At 40.2% G+C, this 17,827-nt stretch carries 15 protein-coding genes; 5 read left to right on the top strand and 10 right to left on the bottom strand.

Annotated elements, in window-relative coordinates:
- Positions 1 to 168: 168 nt before the first annotated feature.
- From hutG to hutC, 7 genes are all read right to left on the bottom strand, one after another.
- Positions 169 to 1,089 carry a formimidoylglutamase gene (gene hutG / locus ASF86_RS10860; protein ID WP_056482006.1) on the bottom strand — a complete coding sequence of 307 codons (921 nt, stop codon included), beginning with the start codon at positions 1,087 to 1,089 and terminating at the stop codon, positions 169 to 171.
- A gap of 10 nt (positions 1,090 to 1,099) precedes the next feature.
- On the bottom strand, positions 1,100 to 2,305 hold the full coding sequence (hutI, locus tag ASF86_RS10855) for an imidazolonepropionase (RefSeq protein WP_056482003.1): 1,206 nt from the start codon (positions 2,303 to 2,305) through the stop codon (positions 1,100 to 1,102).
- 51 nt (positions 2,306 to 2,356) lie between these two features.
- Positions 2,357 to 3,769: an amino acid permease gene (locus ASF86_RS10850; protein WP_003654212.1), complete on the bottom strand. Its 1,413-nt coding sequence runs from the start codon at positions 3,767 to 3,769 to the stop codon at positions 2,357 to 2,359.
- Positions 3,770 to 3,833: 64 nt separating this feature from the next.
- Positions 3,834 to 5,372, bottom strand: a complete 1,539-nt coding sequence (hutH, locus tag ASF86_RS10845) for a histidine ammonia-lyase (protein WP_056482000.1) — start codon at positions 5,370 to 5,372, stop codon at positions 3,834 to 3,836.
- A gap of 87 nt (positions 5,373 to 5,459) precedes the next feature.
- A complete protein-coding gene (hutU, locus tag ASF86_RS10840; RefSeq protein ID WP_004640122.1) occupies positions 5,460 to 7,139 on the bottom strand; it encodes a urocanate hydratase in 1,680 nt (559 codons plus the stop codon).
- Between the two features lie 250 nt (positions 7,140 to 7,389).
- On the bottom strand, positions 7,390 to 7,965 hold the full coding sequence (locus ASF86_RS10835) for a HutD family protein (protein WP_056481997.1): 576 nt from the start codon (positions 7,963 to 7,965) through the stop codon (positions 7,390 to 7,392).
- A complete protein-coding gene (gene hutC, locus ASF86_RS10830; protein WP_005037883.1) occupies positions 7,962 to 8,714 on the bottom strand; it encodes a histidine utilization repressor in 753 nt (250 codons plus the stop codon). The genes ASF86_RS10835 and hutC overlap by 4 nt, the downstream gene beginning before the upstream one ends.
- Before the next feature lie 352 nt (positions 8,715 to 9,066).
- On the opposite strand from hutC, the gene ASF86_RS10825 reads away from it, so the two are divergent.
- Entirely contained in the window at positions 9,067 to 10,179 is a 1,113-nt protein-coding gene (locus tag ASF86_RS10825; protein ID WP_056481994.1) for an acyltransferase family protein, read from the top strand.
- Positions 10,180 to 10,212: 33 nt separating this feature from the next.
- On the opposite strand, the gene zigA is transcribed toward ASF86_RS10825, so the two are convergent.
- The 3 genes from zigA to ASF86_RS10810 form a co-directional block, all read right to left on the bottom strand.
- A complete protein-coding gene (gene zigA, locus ASF86_RS10820) occupies positions 10,213 to 11,442 on the bottom strand; it encodes a zinc metallochaperone GTPase ZigA (RefSeq protein WP_056481990.1) in 1,230 nt (409 codons plus the stop codon).
- Between the two features lie 176 nt (positions 11,443 to 11,618).
- A complete protein-coding gene (locus tag ASF86_RS10815) occupies positions 11,619 to 12,305 on the bottom strand; it encodes a YcbK family protein (RefSeq protein WP_005037877.1) in 687 nt (228 codons plus the stop codon).
- Positions 12,306 to 12,463: 158 nt separating this feature from the next.
- A complete protein-coding gene (locus ASF86_RS10810) occupies positions 12,464 to 13,852 on the bottom strand; it encodes an amino acid permease (RefSeq protein ID WP_004640132.1) in 1,389 nt (462 codons plus the stop codon).
- 357 nt (positions 13,853 to 14,209) lie between these two features.
- Between ASF86_RS10810 and fahA the strand changes: the two genes are divergently transcribed.
- From fahA to ASF86_RS10790, 4 genes are all read left to right on the top strand, one after another.
- Positions 14,210 to 15,517, top strand: coding sequence for a fumarylacetoacetase (gene fahA / locus ASF86_RS10805; RefSeq protein ID WP_056481987.1), 1,308 nt, complete (start codon positions 14,210 to 14,212; stop codon positions 15,515 to 15,517).
- Positions 15,504 to 16,136 (top strand): maleylacetoacetate isomerase, encoded by a 633-nt coding sequence (gene maiA, locus ASF86_RS10800; RefSeq protein WP_005044391.1) that lies wholly within the window; start codon positions 15,504 to 15,506, stop codon positions 16,134 to 16,136. Before fahA ends, maiA begins: the two co-directional genes overlap by 14 nt.
- Before the next feature lie 17 nt (positions 16,137 to 16,153).
- Positions 16,154 to 16,702: a VOC family protein gene (locus tag ASF86_RS10795; RefSeq protein ID WP_056481984.1), complete on the top strand. Its 549-nt coding sequence runs from the start codon at positions 16,154 to 16,156 to the stop codon at positions 16,700 to 16,702.
- 292 nt (positions 16,703 to 16,994) lie between these two features.
- Complete coding sequence (locus ASF86_RS10790) at positions 16,995 to 17,774, top strand: IclR family transcriptional regulator (protein WP_056481981.1); 780 nt, start codon at positions 16,995 to 16,997, stop codon at positions 17,772 to 17,774.
- The last annotated feature ends 53 nt before the right edge of the window (positions 17,775 to 17,827 follow it).

Genomic DNA, 17,827 nt, shown 5'->3' with positions numbered 1-17,827 from the left:
TCGAGTATTTTTTTAACTCAATGATTTTATAAATTAATTTTCTTTTTAATTATATTATTTATAGTTGCTATCTATATTCCACATCTGACTTTAATAGACTAAGAACTTAAAAAAGTGCACATGAACGATCTCAGTGCACTTTTTAATTTCTACATTAAAAATTGTTTCTCAAGAAAACAAATATTGATAAACAATATAGGCAGCCAGTTTTGCTGTTCTATTGTCTAAATCAAATTTTGGATTGCACTCAGCAATATCTAAAAGTTTGATTTTTCCAGTCTCTTGAATATGCTTAAAAATCGCTTCAAAAGTGGCTAAATCAATTCCTTTTACAGCAGGCGCACTGACTCCCGGTGCAACCGCAGCTGCGAAGACATCTAAATCAATCGTAACGTACAAACAGTCTACTTTTTCAATAAAAGCATCAACCGCAGCAAGCACGTTATTCAGGTTAAAAATATTAACTTCATGGTCGCGTAAATATGAACAATTCAACGCATCGGCTGTATCAAACAAAACTTTAGTATTGGCATGGTTAGCGACCCCAATACATAAATAATTAAATTGTTTTTGATGTTGTTCTGAAAGTCGAGCTGCCTGTAAGAAAGGTGTACCAGAGGTTGCATGCTCTGCTTCACGCAAATCAAAATGGGCATCGAAGTTAATAATTCCTATTTTTTTATCTGGCGCGTGGGCTTGTACATATTGGAACAGACCACTAAAGCTGCCAAATGCAACCTCATGTCCACCACCAAGAACAATCGGTTTTAAACCATTTTGTAAGCTATTTGCGACTTGCTCAGCCAACTCAGTTTGGGCTTGCTCTAAATTGTCATATTCGCAGGTCACTGTACCCAAATCGACAATACTGACTGGACGATGAATAGGTAAATTGGCAAGCTGATTACGGATTGCGTCTGGCGCATCAGCAGCACCGACTCGACCTTTGTTACGTTTCACGCCTTCATCAGAGCTAAAACCAATCAGCGCAAATTCGGCATGTTGGGTCTTGTTGATAATATGATGAATGCGTTGGTGTGCTTCACCTTCGCCATCATGGCGGCCTTGCCATTTAAATGTGTGATTCATGTGACACCGTTTAAAAAATAACTTCTTGTCCATGCTGAACGACTCGCTTAGGCAAATCTCCGCCAAGCCAGTAAACAATTTCAGATGGATGCTCAATATCCCAAGCCACAAAGTCAGCGACTTTACCCTGCTCTAAACTACCGTGCGTTTGCTCTAAACCGAGTGCTTGTGCAGCATGAATGGTGACACCCGCTAATGCTTGCTCAGGCGTTAAACGGAATAATGTACTGCCCATATTCAGCATTAAACGTAAAGAAAGTGCCGGAGATGTGCCCGGGTTTAAATCACTCGATAGCGCAATACGCACACCATGTTTAATGAGGCTTTCAACTGGTGGATATTGTGTTTCACGCAGCAAATAAAAAGCACCCGGCAATAACACAGCAACCGTACCCGACTCTGCCATTGCTTTAACATCATCTTCGGTCATGTACTCTAAATGGTCAGCTGACAAAGCATGATAACGTGCTGCCAAGCTTGAACCACCTAGTGATGAAAGCTGTTCCGCGTGAAGCTTAACGGGTAAATTCAAAGATTGTGCTGTTTTAAAAACACGTTCAACCTGAGCAGGTGAAAATGCCAGATGCTCACAAAAAGCATCAACCGCATCGACTAAACCTTCAGCATGCAGTTTCGGTAACATTTCTGTACAGATATGCTCGATATAAGCATCGCTTTGATCTTTGTATTCTGGTGGTAAAGCATGCGCAGCCAGACAGGTGCTTTTTACCGTCATCGGTAAAGCTTCACCAATTTGACGGATGACACGCAGCATTTTGCGCTCATTTTCGTAATTGAGTCCGTAACCAGACTTAATCTCGATGGTGGTTACACCATCTTGTTGCATACAGCGAATACGCTTAAGGGCTGAATTTAATAGTTGTTCTTCGCTGGCTTCACGGGTTGCACGTACTGTACTAGCAATACCACCACCGCTTGCTGCAATTTCAGCATAACTTACACCTTGCAAGCGTTTTTCAAACTCAACACTACGGTTGCCACCAAATACACTATGCGTATGACAGTCAATAAACCCTGGGGTTACCCAAGCGCCTTTTAAGTCAACTGTTTCGGAATATGTATCGGTAGGAAGTTGTTGTTGTTTTCCAATCCACTGAATGAGATGCCCTTCTGTGACAATTGCAGCATCTTCAATGTAGGAGTATTGCCCATTTTGCATGGTCGCAATGTGGCAATTTTGCCAAAGTTTTTTCATGAGCCTTTCCTCAAAACTGCCCAATAGTTAAACCATTGGGCAGTTCATTTGTTAGCTTTCTATCTCAACATTTTGCTGGATAGGATTACTTTCCTTTCCCAGATTTTGCTCTGGTTTTACCCATATACGATAAGCAATAGTTAAGAGTACAAGCCATGTTATACCTACATAAATTGCAGGACGTGAATCAGGGAAATAACCCATCATGACTAAAATGAACACCATAAAACCAATCGCGAATGCAGGTGCATATGGCCAGCCCCATACAGGGAAATCAAGCGCCTTAATTTCAGCAGTAGATAATTTACGGCGCATTGCCACTTGCGAAAGCAAAATCATGAGCCAAACCCAGACGGTTGCAAAAGTCGCAATTGATGCAATGATCATGAACACATTTTCAGGAATAAGGTAGTTCAGTACCACACCCGTCAATAGCACACCAGCCATCACCACAACAGTCATCCATGGCACACCATTACGTGACAATTTTTGGAAAACTCGAGGTGCTTGACCACGGTTTGCCATACCATAAAGCATACGGCCTGCGCCAAATACATCACTGTTAATTGCTGAAACAGCCGCTGTAATCACGACAATATTTAAAATATTTGCTGCTGATTTAATGCCTAAATTTTCAAAAATCTGGACAAATGGACTACCTTGGCTACCAATTTGGTTCCATGGGAAAATCGACATCAAAACAAAAATCGTGAGTACATAAAAAAGTAAAATACGAACTGGAACAGCATTAATTGCTTTTGGCAAAGTCGTTTTCGGATCTTGAGACTCACCCGCTGTAATGCCAATAATCTCAATACCACCAAAGGCAAATACAACTACAGATAAACATGCCACCAAACCTGCAATACCATGCGGCATAAAACCGTCATAAATCCATAGGTTTGAAATACCTGGTACGAAATTGCTATGATCAGCCTGGAAGCCATAGAACATAAGCCCTAAACCACCTAGAATCATGGCAACAATGGCAGTAACTTTGATAATGGATAACCAAAATTCGAGCTCGCCAAAAACTTTAACGTGAATTAAGTTAATAGCGCCTAAAAACATAATTAACGATAAAATCCAGATCCACCTCGGTACATCGGGATACCAGAATCCCATATAAATACCAAAAGCAGTGACATCGGCAAGTGCAACAATCACCATTTCAAATACATATGTCCAACCTGTGGTAAAACCTGCCAGTGGACTAATGTACTGTGATGCATAGTGGCTAAATGAACCAGATACAGGGTTATGGACAGCCATTTCACCCAGTGCGCGCATAACAATATAAATTGCAATCCCTGCAACGATATACGCTAGTAATACTGAAGGCCCAGCCATTTTAATGGCAGTTGCCGAACCATAGAAAAGCCCAGTTCCAATTGCTGAGCCCAATGCCAAGAAACGAATGTGACGGGTGTTCAACCCCCGCTGTAGTGTGGAGTTTTGTGACATTATAATCTCCAATCCTTGAGGATATTTAGTTAGATTCGGCCACTCCATGTGACCGTTTTATTAATCACACTTCAGATAGACTAGGGAGTAGGTTTGGAATAATTAACTCGTTTAGACAACCACTCGAAAGTAATTCACTTGCCTGTTCAATATCAGGAGCAAAGAAACGGTCTTCGCTGTAGTACGGCACTTGAGCGCGCAAGATTTTACGGGCTTGTTCAAGTTTAGGCGAGCTTTTTAGGCCTTCACGGAAATCTAAACCCTGACAAGCGCCTAACCATTCAACAGCTAGAATGCCGCGCACGTTATCAGCCATTGGCCAAAGTCGTTTACCAGCATTCGGGGCCATCGAAACATGGTCTTCCTGATTCGCTGAAGTCGGTAAGCTATCAACACTCGCCGGATGTGCAAGCGCTTTGTTATCACTCGCAAGCGCTGCTGCTGTAACTTGAGCAATCATGAAACCTGAGTTAACGCCACCATTTGCGACCAAGAACGGTGGAAGCTGTGACATGTGGCGGTCCATCATCATTGAAATACGACGTTCTGAAAGTGAACCAATTTCTGCAATTGCCAATGCTAAATTATCTGCTGCCATAGCAACAGGTTCTGCGTGGAAGTTACCACCAGAAATCACATCACCTTCTGCTGCAAAAACGAGAGGGTTATCAGACACTGCATTTGCTTCAATTGCTAAAACTTCAGCAGCCTGACGGATTTGAGTTAGACATGCACCCATCACCTGTGGCTGACAACGTAAAGAATACGGATCTTGAACTTTGCTACAGTCTTCGTGTGAATGTGCAATTTCACTTGATTCTGTTAAGAGGTCACGATAAGCCGCAGCCACATCAATTTGACCACGTTGACCACGTACTTCATGAATACGTGCATCGAACGGTGAACGTGAACCAAGCATTGCTTCAACACTTAAACCACCGCATACAGTTGCAGCAGCAAATAAATCTTCAGCTTCAAACAAACCACGTAAAGCATAAGCGGTCGAAACTTGTGTCCCGTTTAGAAGTGCCAAGCCTTCTTTAGCTGCTAAAGAAATTGGCTCTAAGCCTGCAATTTTTAAAGCTTCAACTGCTGGTATCCATTCACCTTTATAACGCGCCTTACTTTCACCCAACAAAATCAATGACATATGTGCAAGTGGTGCCAAGTCACCCGAAGCACCTACTGAGCCTTTAAGAGGAATATGCGGATAAACTTCTGCATTAATTAAAGCCAACAACGCATCAATGACTTTACGGCGAATACCTGAGAAACCACGTGCCAAGCTATTTGCTTTCAATAGAATAATTAAACGAACCATTGCATCATCAAGTGGCTCACCTACACCTGCTGCATGCGAAAGAACTAATGAACGCTGTAATTGTTCTAAATCTTCAGGAGCAATCTTGGTTGAAGCAAGTAAACCAAAACCTGTGTTAATGCCATAAGCTGTACGCCCTTCATTTACAATCTGTTCTACACAAGCCACGCTTGCGTTAATTGCAGCTGAAGCACTGTCATCTAATTTAACTTTAATCGGGTTGAGGTAAGCTTGACGTAAATTAGCTAAGGTTAATTTTCCCGGTTGGATCAATAATTCCATGTTGGCTTCCTAATTTTTGGCACTATATTCTGCTGAGACGGTGCTTTTCACAATTGCAAAAAGCACCGCTAGTTTTTCCATGTGTTTTTATTGAGTGATCATTGGCAAGTTTAAGCCTTGCTCTTTCGCACAGTTAATTGCAATTTCATAACCTGCATCGGCATGACGCATAACACCTGTTGCAGGGTCATTGGTCAGTACGCGAGCAATACGTGCAGCAGCGTCATCTGTACCATCACACACAATCACAACGCCTGAATGTTGAGAGAAGCCCATACCTACACCGCCACCATGGTGTAGAGACACCCAAGTTGCCCCGCCTGCTGTATTTAACAATGCATTTAATAAAGGCCAGTCTGATACTGCGTCTGATCCGTCTTGCATTGCTTCAGTTTCACGGTTTGGACTCGCAACTGAGCCTGAGTCTAAGTGGTCACGACCAATTACGACTGGTGCAGATAATTCACCACTACGAACCATTTCGTTAAAAGCTAAACCAAGTTTTGCACGTAAGCCTAAACCCACCCAGCAAATACGAGCTGGTAAACCTTGGAAGCTAATGCGTTCACGTGCCATGTCTAACCAGTGATGTAAATGTTCATCATCAGGAATTAACTCTTTAACTTTGGCATCTGTTTTATAAATGTCTTCTGGGTCACCAGAAAGCGCTGCCCAACGGAATGGACCAATACCACGGCAGAACAATGGACGAATATATGCAGGAACGAAGCCAGGGAAATCAAAAGCGTTTTCTACGCCTTCTTCTTTCGCCATTTGACGGATGTTATTTCCATAGTCAAATGTTGGAACACCCATTTTTTGGAAATCGAGCATGGCTTGTACATGCTTCGCCATCGACTGTTTTGCAGCTTTTACAACAGCTTCTGGTTCTGTTTTCGCACGTTCACGGTATTCATCCCAAGTCCAACCTACTGGTAAGTAACCATTCAGTGGATCATGTGCACTTGTTTGGTCTGTCACCATGTCTGGACGCACACCACGGCGAACAAGCTCAGGTAAAATTTCAGCAGCGTTACCATGAAGTGCAATTGAAATAACCTTGCCTTCTTTCGTGTAACGATCGATACGCGCTAAAGCATCATCTAAATCAGTTGCTTGTTCATCTACATAACGCGTACGTAAACGGAAATCGATACTTGCTTGTTGGCATTCAATGTTTAAAGAACAAGCCCCTGCAAGTGTTGCAGCTAAAGGCTGAGCACCACCCATGCCACCTAAACCAGCAGTTAGTACCCAACGACCGTTTAAATCACCGTTGTAGTGTTGGCGGCCTGCTTCAACGAAAGTTTCGTAAGTGCCTTGCACAATGCCTTGGCTACCAATGTAGATCCAAGAACCCGCTGTCATTTGACCGTACATTGCTAAAGCTTTTGCATCTAACTCGTTAAAGTGTTCCCAGTTTGCCCAGTGCGGCACAAGGTTTGAGTTTGCAATTAAAACGCGTGGTGCATCTTTATGAGTTTTAAACACACCTACTGGTTTGCCTGATTGAACTAATAAAGTTTCATCAGTTTCAAGATTTTTTAAAGTATCTACAATTTTGTCGAAACATTCCCAGTTTCGTGCTGCACGGCCAATACCACCGTATACAACCAACTCTTTCGGGTTTTCTGCAACGTCCGGATCAAGGTTATTCATCAACATACGTAATGGCGCTTCAGTTAACCAACTTTTAGCTGTCAATTCAGTGCCGCGTGGCGCACGAATTTCTACATCACGAAATTTTGTTGTCGTTGTTGTTGTCACAGGCGGACTCCTTCCTTTGAGCTTACATCAGCAGAACATCTCTTGTTTCTGCATTTGTATAGTAATGTATTAACTTGTATATACATCCATATACTACACAAATATTTTACGGCGTGAAGAGGCTTGCTCATATTTTTTTGCAAAGACTTAATAAGCATATGAATTAAAATAATTTATTTTTATGAATTGCATAAAAAAAGCACATATCCTTTCACTAGATATGTGCTTTTAAAAAATAACTTATTGACTTTTAACGTTGAATTAACTCAATAACATAACAATTTTTTGCCCAATTTTGAGGGAAATGAACTGATGTAATCGCAGTGGTTTTCTCAATTTTTAGAGTCTCGTGGGCAGCAAGTAAAAAGGCTTTTTCTTCAATCGCTACTTCAATGTCAGAACCACTATTAAAAATAAAAATCAGGTCTGCCGAGCTTAAAAAAGTCTGTGCTTCTGTACCATCTACTCTTTGAAAGCGGGCATGAAATTTTGCAGAATCATAAATTAAATTTAGATCTCGAATTGCACCGTCAACTAACTCACTATGCACCTGACTTTCACCATGGAAAGCAAAAATCTCGCCCAGCTTTAATGACCTAGCAGGCAGATCATCGACATGTAATACGATGCCTTGCCCATCAAGTACAGTAATAATTCGCTGCTTATTTGGGAACAAGGAAAATGGTCCAGAAGTTGTCACATTTGCCATCGAAATTCGCCAATCAAACTCGATTTCACCTTGGCTTCGCGCAATTTCCAAAGTGTAACCCGCACCATTTTTCCAAAGCATTTTTGTATATTGGTCTGCCTTGAGTACTTCAATCATTGCGTAAATTTGCCTTCGAGATAATAACGACTGCCGGGATAAGTCAGACGGGCACTAGAAATGAGTTGTTTGTTTGACCACGTACGGCGACGGATCAGTAAACATGGTTCAGTTTTAGTGATTTTTAACCACTTACACTCTTGCGGAGATGCTAAAACGGCTTCAACAATATGCTCGCCTTCTGTCACAGGTGCTTTTGCCATTAAGTATGCATTTGGAGTAATGGTTTTAAAGTCTTGTTGTAGATAATCTGGAATGAGTGCTGCATCAACCAAACGATCTTCGACTTGAACTGGCACATCATTTTCATAATGCACAATAATTGAATGAAACAGCTTTTGCCCTTCACGAGTCTGCATTAATACACTTTGCTCTGCATTTGCATAAATTTGTTCTAAAATTAAAACTTCAGCATGGTGCTTATGGTTTCGTGCAACAATTTCTTCGGCAATATTATTAATTTGAAAAAGCGCAGTTCGGCCTTGCCCTTCAGCAACGAAAGAACCAACCCCCTGTATACGTACCAATAGACCTTCTGTCGTTAACTCTCGTAGCGCACGGTTTACCGTCATGCGACTGCAACCAAGTTGATTGACCAACTCGCTTTCAGAAGGAATTTTTTTATTTACAGCCCAAGATCCTTCATAAATCTTTTGTGAAATCAGCTGTTTTACGCGTTGATATAAAGGAACTGGACTATCAGCTTCAATCGAAAGCTCAGCATGTTCTTGTTTTGATGTTCTGGGCATAACAAATACTCAAAAAGGCAGCAGGCAAAATCATATTTTAGTTGACATGCTATGTATATACAACCACATACAATATGTTAATTTATGAATTAAATAGATTTTAAAAAGTTTAAAAAATAAACATAGATCAACAAGAGCTAATTTAAAGTTTTATGTAGATAAATTCAAATATATAAAGGTTTTATCAATATTTATTTAATAATTATTTCTGCTATGCCTTTGCCCCATCCAAGGGCTTCAAAGTGTGGCCTTTTCGGGTTTACGAAATGATGCTTAAAAATTTTATTTAAAATAACTGATCGATAGTATTCTTCTGCCACACAGTATATTAATAAAACTGGAAGCACATCGAATGCGTAATTATAAAATAGATATTCTTCGAGGAATCTCTATCCTTTTGGTTCTTTTACACCATTTTAATATTCCTTATAAACTTAAAGATACATGGTTAGGTTTTGATTTCTTAGGTGAAGCATTTAGCACAGTCATCGCAAGAAACGGAAATTATGGCGTGACCATGTTTTTTGTGATTTCGGGTTTTTTAATTACCCATCACACTTTAAAAAGAGACAAACAATTCTCCGCAATTAACCTCAAACATTTTTATATCCGACGAGCAGCCCGCATTTTACCATGTCTGGTTTTACTCATTTTAGGCGTAAGTTTACTTGGGTCATTTGACTTAAAACCTTTTGTAAACCAAGCTCCCAATGGCATTGAGGTCTCATACCCCTTAACCATATTTGCAGCTTTAACCTTCTGGATGAATATCCTGATTATCAAATTTGGTTGGGTAAACTACGCTTTGGGCGTGTTGTGGTCACTCTCTGTAGAAGAAGTTTTTTACTTTGTGTTTCCATTATTGTGCCTGCTCACGCGTAGTAATAAAGTCTTTATTGCTGTACTTGTTGGGGTAATTTTATACGGACCTTATTTTAGATCTCTACATTTTGGAGAAGAAAGCGGTGCCTATTTATATCATTATTTTTCAAGTTTTGATGGTATAGCCATTGGTTGTTTAACTGCTATTTTCTCTCATAAATATCAGCCAGATTGGGCCTATAAAAAACCTCTTTCGTGGTTAATTATTTTGAGTATGACAGCCCTTTATTTATATGCGCCAATTAAAGAAGTTAGTACTTGGGGTATCAGCTTATTTGCTTTAGCCACAGGCTTACTGATTTTGTGTTTCCAACACCCTTCCGCAACGCAAGCACATAATCTGTTTACAAAAGTTATGGTTTGGTTGGGGCAGAGAAGTTATGAAACTTATTTGTTTCATCTGGTTGTACTGGGCCTCATGAAAGTTGCTTTTATTCCAGCTCAAACTGACTCTAGCATCAAAATTATGCTTTTAATTGGCTATCTGATTCTAACTTTCATCATTAGCGCAGCGATTGAAAAATATTATTCCACCCCGCTTAACAGCTACATTCGAAAGGTTTTCATTAAAGACAAATCATAAAAATAAGCCCCTTTAAAATAGGGGCTTATTTAATTAAGCAATTAACATAGTTTCATCTTCTTGTTTAAAAGGATTCGACCAGTTCTGCCAAGCTTGTGGTCCTAAAGCCATTTCTTCATCACTTAATAAACAACGGTCTAAGCGTTCTATTAAGGCTTGCTCATTCATTTGCATACCAATGAGAACCAGCTCTTGCCTTGCATCACCTGTTTTTGCATCCCAAACCTTTTTAATTTGTTCGATGCTGTCTAAGTCACTCGGCCATTCTTCTTCTGCAACGGCGGCCCACCAATAACCTGCTAAGCCATGTCGTGCCATAGCACCCGCTTGCGACCATGAATAAGCCAATGTTGGTTCGGCAGCCAACCAGAAAAAGCCTTTGGAACGGACGACTCCCGGCCATTCAGCCTGTACCAAATCATAAAAACGCTCTGGATGAAAAGGTCGACGCGCACGGTAAACAAAGCTACTGATTCCATACTCTTCAGTCTCTGGTGTATGCTCACCACGCAATTCTTTTAACCATCCTGGCGCTTGTGCTGCTTCATCAAAATCGAATAGCTGTGTATTTAAAATTTTATCTAAAGCAATTTTTCCAAATTGAGCAATTTCAATTCGGGCACGTGGGTTTAATGTCTTTAGAATTGCGGTGAGCTGCTCTTGCTGAGCCTGATCAATCAGGTCAATTTTATTCAGCACAATCACATCACAAAACTCGATCTGATCGATAAGTAAGTCAACCACAGTTCGTTCATCTTGTTCGCCTAGCGACTCTCCACGTTGCTGTAGTGAGTCCAGAGAGCTGTAATCTTTAAGGAAGTTAAAAGCGTCAACTACAGTAACCATGGTGTCGAGTCGAGCAAACTCATTTAAAGAATTTCCATTTTCGTCTTCAAAAGTAAAGGTTTCTGCAACAGGTAAAGGTTCTGAAATACCTGTTGACTCAATCACCAATTGGTCAAAACGGCCTTCGTCGGCTAAACGTCTCACCTCAACCAGTAAATCTTCTCGTAGCGTACAACAAATACAGCCATTACTCATTTCAACCAGCTTTTCATCTGTTCTTGAAAGCTCCGCCCCACCTTCGCGTACTAATGCCGCATCAATATTCACCTCAGACATATCATTCACAATCACGGCAATACGGCGACCTTCGCGATTATTTAAAATATGGTTAAGTAACGTGGTCTTTCCTGCACCCAAAAAGCCCGATAAAACAGTGACGGGAAGCTTGGCAAATGAGTTGGCGATTGCAGTGTGCATGGCTTGTTCTCTTTGAATAATATTTAAAACTAATCATGACTAACCATTAAATATGGTCAGATGGCAGGTGTTTCTACTCTAAACCACATTAATGTTATGTTATAACATAACTATTGATCAAGTTTTTATTCCAATTTTATTTAAACCAATTCACTTAGTCTTTGAAAAATTGGCTTTTAAAAGCCCTGACACATTGACGTTTTATAGTGGTGATCAGGCCCCCACGCTCTAAAACCTTGGCTATCAATATGAATTTGTCCCGAGGCATACACCCCCAATCCCATCTTGAGTGCTTGCCCTTTGGTTGCCCAGAACTGACAAATTTTGGTTTTGCTTTGTTGAATATTGAACTGGTCTAAGTCACTCGGCTGTTCTGGCCCAATTCGAAAATCCAGCGCTGCATTAAAGACATGTCGAGAAGCATCCGCACCACCAGCACAGCGGTTTAGAGATAAAGCTCGATAAACCGATGTCACTTCAAAATCGTTTATTACCCCATCGTTAACCAATGCTTTTAAGATGCTGAGTGTCGGAACGATATTGGACCAAATCTCGCGTGGAGGCACTGCATAGGGTTCAACTCCACATTTTTGCCAATCTCGGGCTGAACGTAATAATTCATGGTCTGGAATTAAAGTAGCAAGGCCATTTTTTTGCAGAAATTGCTTGTAAGCCTGTACAGATTGTCGATGCTCCCCTGTTGCTAACCATGCAATATAATCCTCAGGTTGTGGCTTTATTTTGCCGACTATCTTTGAAGGTTGAGGCAACTTGGACTGCGGTTGCAAAGGAATCGTTGGCTTGGGTGTTTGAGTACTACACGCTGTGAGAGATAATAAAAGTAAACCTAAATAACGCTTCATAAATATGCTCTATCTTCACCAAAAAAGGGAAAGATGCTCATCATTAAATTCAAGAAATGTTATATTATAACAATAATAAAATCTTTTACTTTCTGTTGCTAAATTTTAAAAATAAAAAAAGGACGTATGAGGTACGTCCTTTTATGGTTGAATCAATCTTACAAATCAGCTTCAAGTGCAGGCACAGGTTGCTCTGCTTTCAGCTTACGACGTTTAAATTGATAAGCCACCATTAAACATAGAATCCAGCCGGGAATCATCATGACTGCAATACGCATGTCTGGTGTTAAAGACATTACAACTAAAATGCCCAACATAAACACGATGCAAAGATAGTTGCTAAATGGATACATAAAGCTTGGGAACTTTGTAGTTTGACCTTGGCTTTGCGTGTATTTACGGAATTTTAAATGTGTCCATGAAATCACAACCCAGTTAATTACAATGGCTGCTACAACCAACATCATGAGCAAACCAAATGCTTTTTCAGGGAAAATGTAATTTAACAACACACATAAAATAGTCACCGCAGCAGAAAGAATCACTGCATTGGTTGGAATACCGCGTTTATTAATATGTGCAAATGCTTTTGGTGCATTTCCTTGTTGTGCAAGACCCAATAGCATACGGCTACTGCAATAACTCGTACCGTTATAAACTGAAACCGCAGCAGTCAAAATCACAAAGTTCAGCAACGTTGCAATGCCTTGGCTATCTAAAGAAGCAAAGACCATCACAAATGGACTACCGCCTTCAGCCATCTGATTCCATGGGAATAGCGAGAATAAAACCAAAAGTGTTGCAATATAGAAAATCAAAATACGGTAGATAATTTGATTTACAGCTTTAGGTAAGGTTTTATCCGGATCACGTGCTTCAGCCGCAGTAATACCAAAAAGTTCGATACCACCAAAAGCAAAAATAATGACCGCCATTGCCATCACTAAGCCTTCAACACCAAATGGGAAAAAGCCACCGAGTGCCCAAAGGTTGCTGATACTGGCTTGCGGACCAGCTGTACCAGTTGCTAGTAAATATGAACCAAAACCAATCATTGCCAGAATTGCCAAGATTTTGACAATAGAAAACCAGAATTCCATTTCGCCAAAAAACTTAACATGCAGCAAATTAATGCCGTTGATTAAGACAAAGAAGGTTAAAGCAGATGCCCACGTTGGAATTTGCGGCCACCAATATTGAATATAAAGACCAATTGCGCTTAGTTCTGCCATACAGACGAGGACATTCAGTACCCAGTAATTCCACCCAGACATGAACCCAGCAAATGGTCCCCAGTATTTGTAGGCAAAATGACTAAAAGACCCACTTACTGGCTCTTCGACCACCATCTCACCAAGCTGACGCATCATTAAAAAAGCAATAAATCCTGCAATTGCATAGCCAAGGATGACTGATGGACCTGCTAATTTAATCGATTGTGATATACCAAGAAAAAGCCCTGTGCCAATCGCCCCACCCAATGCAATAAGTTGGATGTGCCGATTACTCAAACCGTGTTTCAGGTTTCCTTGCTCTTGTGCTGACATATGATTATTCTCATCCTTGTCACGTAATTTTTTTCCAATAAATTACGTATATCATAAATTAATCAAACTTTCATAGAGATTCATGAAAAAATAATTGCGTGACTTTTCTCATGACCGCGAATGAAAACAGAAAATACAAGAAATGACAATTATTATGAAATGTGTAATTAAATTATGTATTGCGTAATTTGATGAATTCAGTATTATAGAGACATGAAGCAATTGGTTGTGCTCGGTCTATATCAAACTCATAAGACAAAAGATGCTCTCAGCAAAGGTTAAAAACTTATTGAGTAGCTCAGTCCTAGACCGAACTTTTATTTGTATATGACCCGAGATAAAGACAAGGACGCGAAAATGGAACAAAACCTAAATTCTTTTATTGAAGTTTCACCTCAATCAGATTTCACTATTCATAATTTGCCTTATGGGATTTTTAGCAGAACTGCCGAAAGCGAGCGTCAGGTGGGTGTCGCTATTGGTGATTGGGTGATTGATCTCGCTGCTCTTGAAAAGCATGGTCTTTTAAAACTTTCAGAACAAGACACCTATTTTAATCAACCGACCCTGAATAAATTTATTGAGTCTGGCAAAGCAAACTGGTCAAAAGTGCGTAAGACACTACAGTCTCTTCTCTCGGCTGATAATTTAACGCTTCAACAAAATGAAGCATTGCGTCAGGAAGTTCTGGTTAAGCAAGACAGCGTTACTTTGCATTTACCTGTTCAAGTACCTGGTTACACCGATTTCTATTCTTCTAAAGAACATGCGACTAATGTGGGTTGTATGTTCCGCGACCCAAAAAATGCCTTGCTTCCAAACTGGACCGAATTACCTGTTGGTTATAATGGCCGTGCTAGCTCTGTTGTAGTCAGTGGCACTCAAGTTGTACGTCCATCTGGTCAAATTAAACTTCCAAATGAAGAGCGCCCAGTTTTTTCTGCAACGCGTAAACTCGATTTTGAACTTGAAACAGCGTTTATTGTGGGTAAACCAACGCAGCTCGGTCAGCCTATCGCTATTGAAGATGCTTGGGATCATATTTTTGGAATGGTATTGCTGAATGACTGGTCAGCACGCGATATCCAGCAATGGGAATATGTTCCACTCGGCCCTTTTAACGCTAAAACTTTTGCCAGTTCGATTTCACCTTGGGTCGTGACGCTTGAAGCACTTGAACCATTTAAAGTTGAAGGCCCGAAACAAGACCCGAAGCCAATGGGCTATTTACAAGAAAATGTCGCTAATAGTTACGACATTAATTTGAGTGTTGAAATTCAAACGCCCAAATCGACACAAACTGACGTGATCTGTAAAACCAATTTCAAATATATGTATTGGTCTATGTCTCAGCAGCTCACCCACCACACCATTGCTGGTTGTAATGTTCAGGTTGGTGACCTAATGGGTTCAGGTACCATTTCTGGTTCTACACCAGATTCGTATGGCAGTTTGCTTGAGCTTACCTGGAATACAACCAAGCCGTTAACACTTGCCAACGGTGAAACTCGTGGTTTTTTACAAGATGGCGATACACTCATCATGAAAGGTCACTGTGAGAAAAATGGAATCCGTGTCGGCTTTGGTGAAGTGAAAAATACAGTTCTTCCTGCATTAACGTTCGATTTTGCAGAAACTTCGGAGCCTGACTATGAAGCTGTATAGTTACTTTCGTAGCTCTGCAGCCTATAGAGTACGGATTGGTCTAAACATTAAAGGTTTAGCTTATGAGACTGTTCCAGTTCATCTGGTAAAAAATGAACAGCAAAGCGAAGACTATTTAAAGTTAAACCCTAGTGCTCTGGTCCCGACTTTAATTGACGGCGATTTAACCTTGTCACAATCTTTAAGCATTTTGGAATATCTGGATGAACAATATCCAGAAACCAAATTACTCCCAAGAGATGTGCAAGAACGTGCCAAAGTCCGTGCTTTTGCACAAGCTATTGCCTGTGATATGCACCCATTAAATAACCTGCGCATTCTGAAATATTTAAAAAATGAGTTAAATGTTTCAGATGAGCAAAAAAATTATTGGTATCAGCACTGGATTCTTGAAGGTTTTCAAAATCTGGAACAGCAACTACAAAATTCGAATGGCCAATTTTGCTTTGGACACGAAGCAACAATTGCCGATTGCTGTCTGATTCCACAGGTTTACAACGCGAAACGCTTCAAGATTGATTTATCTGCGTTTCCAAAAATTGAATCGATTTATCACCATTGTTTGTCTATCCCAGCCTTCTATAACGCGGCGCCAGAACAACAACCAGATTGGGAATAGTAAAAAGGAGTTTTAATATGACATTTTCCATTAAAAAAATACATCACGTTGCATATCGTTGTAAGGATGCGAAAGAGACTGTTGAGTGGTATAAAAAAATGCTCAACATGGACTTCATTTTAGCTTTTGCTGAAGACCATGTGCCTTCAACTAAAGCTTTTGACCCATATATGCATTTATTCTTAGATGCAGGTCAAGGCAACGTTTTGGCATTTTTTGAATTGCCGACTCAACCAGAAATGGGCCGAGACGAAAATACGCCTCAATGGGTACAGCATATTGCTTTTGAAGTTGAAGATGTAAATGCCCTGATGGCTGCCAAGCAACATTTAGAAGAAAATGATGTGAAAGTTTTGGGCGTAACCAATCATGGTATTTTCCACTCAATTTATTTCTTTGACCCAAATGGCCACCGTTTAGAACTTACCTATAACGATGTGCGCGCTGAAGAAAAAATTGCAAAAATTACTGAAGAAATGAAAGCAGAAATGCTGGAGGAATGGAGCAAAACTAAACGTGCTCCTCACCACACACATTTCTTGCATGAAGAAGAGTTAGGAACCTAATTTTAAAAGATCGATCTAAAAAGTCGGCATTGATTAGAATTGTTAAAAACAGCTCTATATCAATGCCGATTTATATTATTTAAAACTGCTAAATTTCTAGAAAATCGCGCTATAAATGAGAGCATGGTGATTTTAGAAAATTGTTGATTATTAAACATGCCAATTTCGCTAATAGAAAAAGGTGATTTCTATTTCTCACTAGGCTCAGGCATGATGTAAAACGCAGCAATTTCAATTTATGTTTTGAACATCACTGTTTAACAACTGAAGTAACTTTATTAAGGGTATTTAAATGATTGAAGAAAAAGTATCTGGGGGGGTTCAATCACTTGAAGTCGGTTTATCTGTACTAAATGCCCTTTTAGAGCACAATCAACCTATTATTCTCAAAGATCTGTCTAGCAAGCTAGAAATGCATCCTGCCAAAGTACACCGCTATCTGGTCAGCCTTATTCGCATGGAATATGCAAAACAGCTTGATGATGGTCAATATGCTTTAGGCGATCAGGCATGGCGCTTAGGTCTCAACTGTGTTCAGCATAGCGACACCCTACAACTGGTACAGCATTTAATTTACGACCTACAAAACAAAATTGGTTGCGGCATACAAATTAGTAAATGGTCGCCTAAAGGCCCTGTAGTTGTTCAATCGATTGAATCAAACCACCCTATTTCGATTGTCACTAAAGTCGGCTCGATTATGCCTTTAGTCAATTCTGCTGCGGGACGTTTATTTGCTTCTTATCTTCCTGAGCATTTTGTTCGCCCATTAATGGAAGCAGAATGGCAAAAGCATCAAGAACTTGGTCTGCACATCGCCCCACAAAACTGGCAAGCGTTTACAGAGCTTAAAGAAACGATTCGCCAGCAAGAAATGTCGGCAGCGAAAGGTGATTTACTAACAGGAATTAATGCAGTGGGTTTACCTGTATTTAACTCAAATCAAAGCATCGAGTTTTGTATTGTCGCACTGGATAGCGAAATGTTTTTACCAGTCGACCCTCAAAGTAAAACGATTGAAATCTTAAAAAATGAAGTGAAGCTCATCAATCAATATATTAAAAGCCGCTAATCAACAGCAATAAAAAAACCAAGAGATCAAACTCTTGGTTTTTTTAGATCAGA

The sequence above is a fragment of the Acinetobacter sp. Leaf130 genome, from assembly GCF_001423205.1.
In the GTDB taxonomy this organism is placed as follows: Bacteria; Pseudomonadota; Gammaproteobacteria; order Pseudomonadales; family Moraxellaceae; genus Acinetobacter; species Acinetobacter calcoaceticus.
Note: the sequence above shows the minus strand (reverse complement) of the source record. Positions and strands in the feature narration are given on the sequence as shown.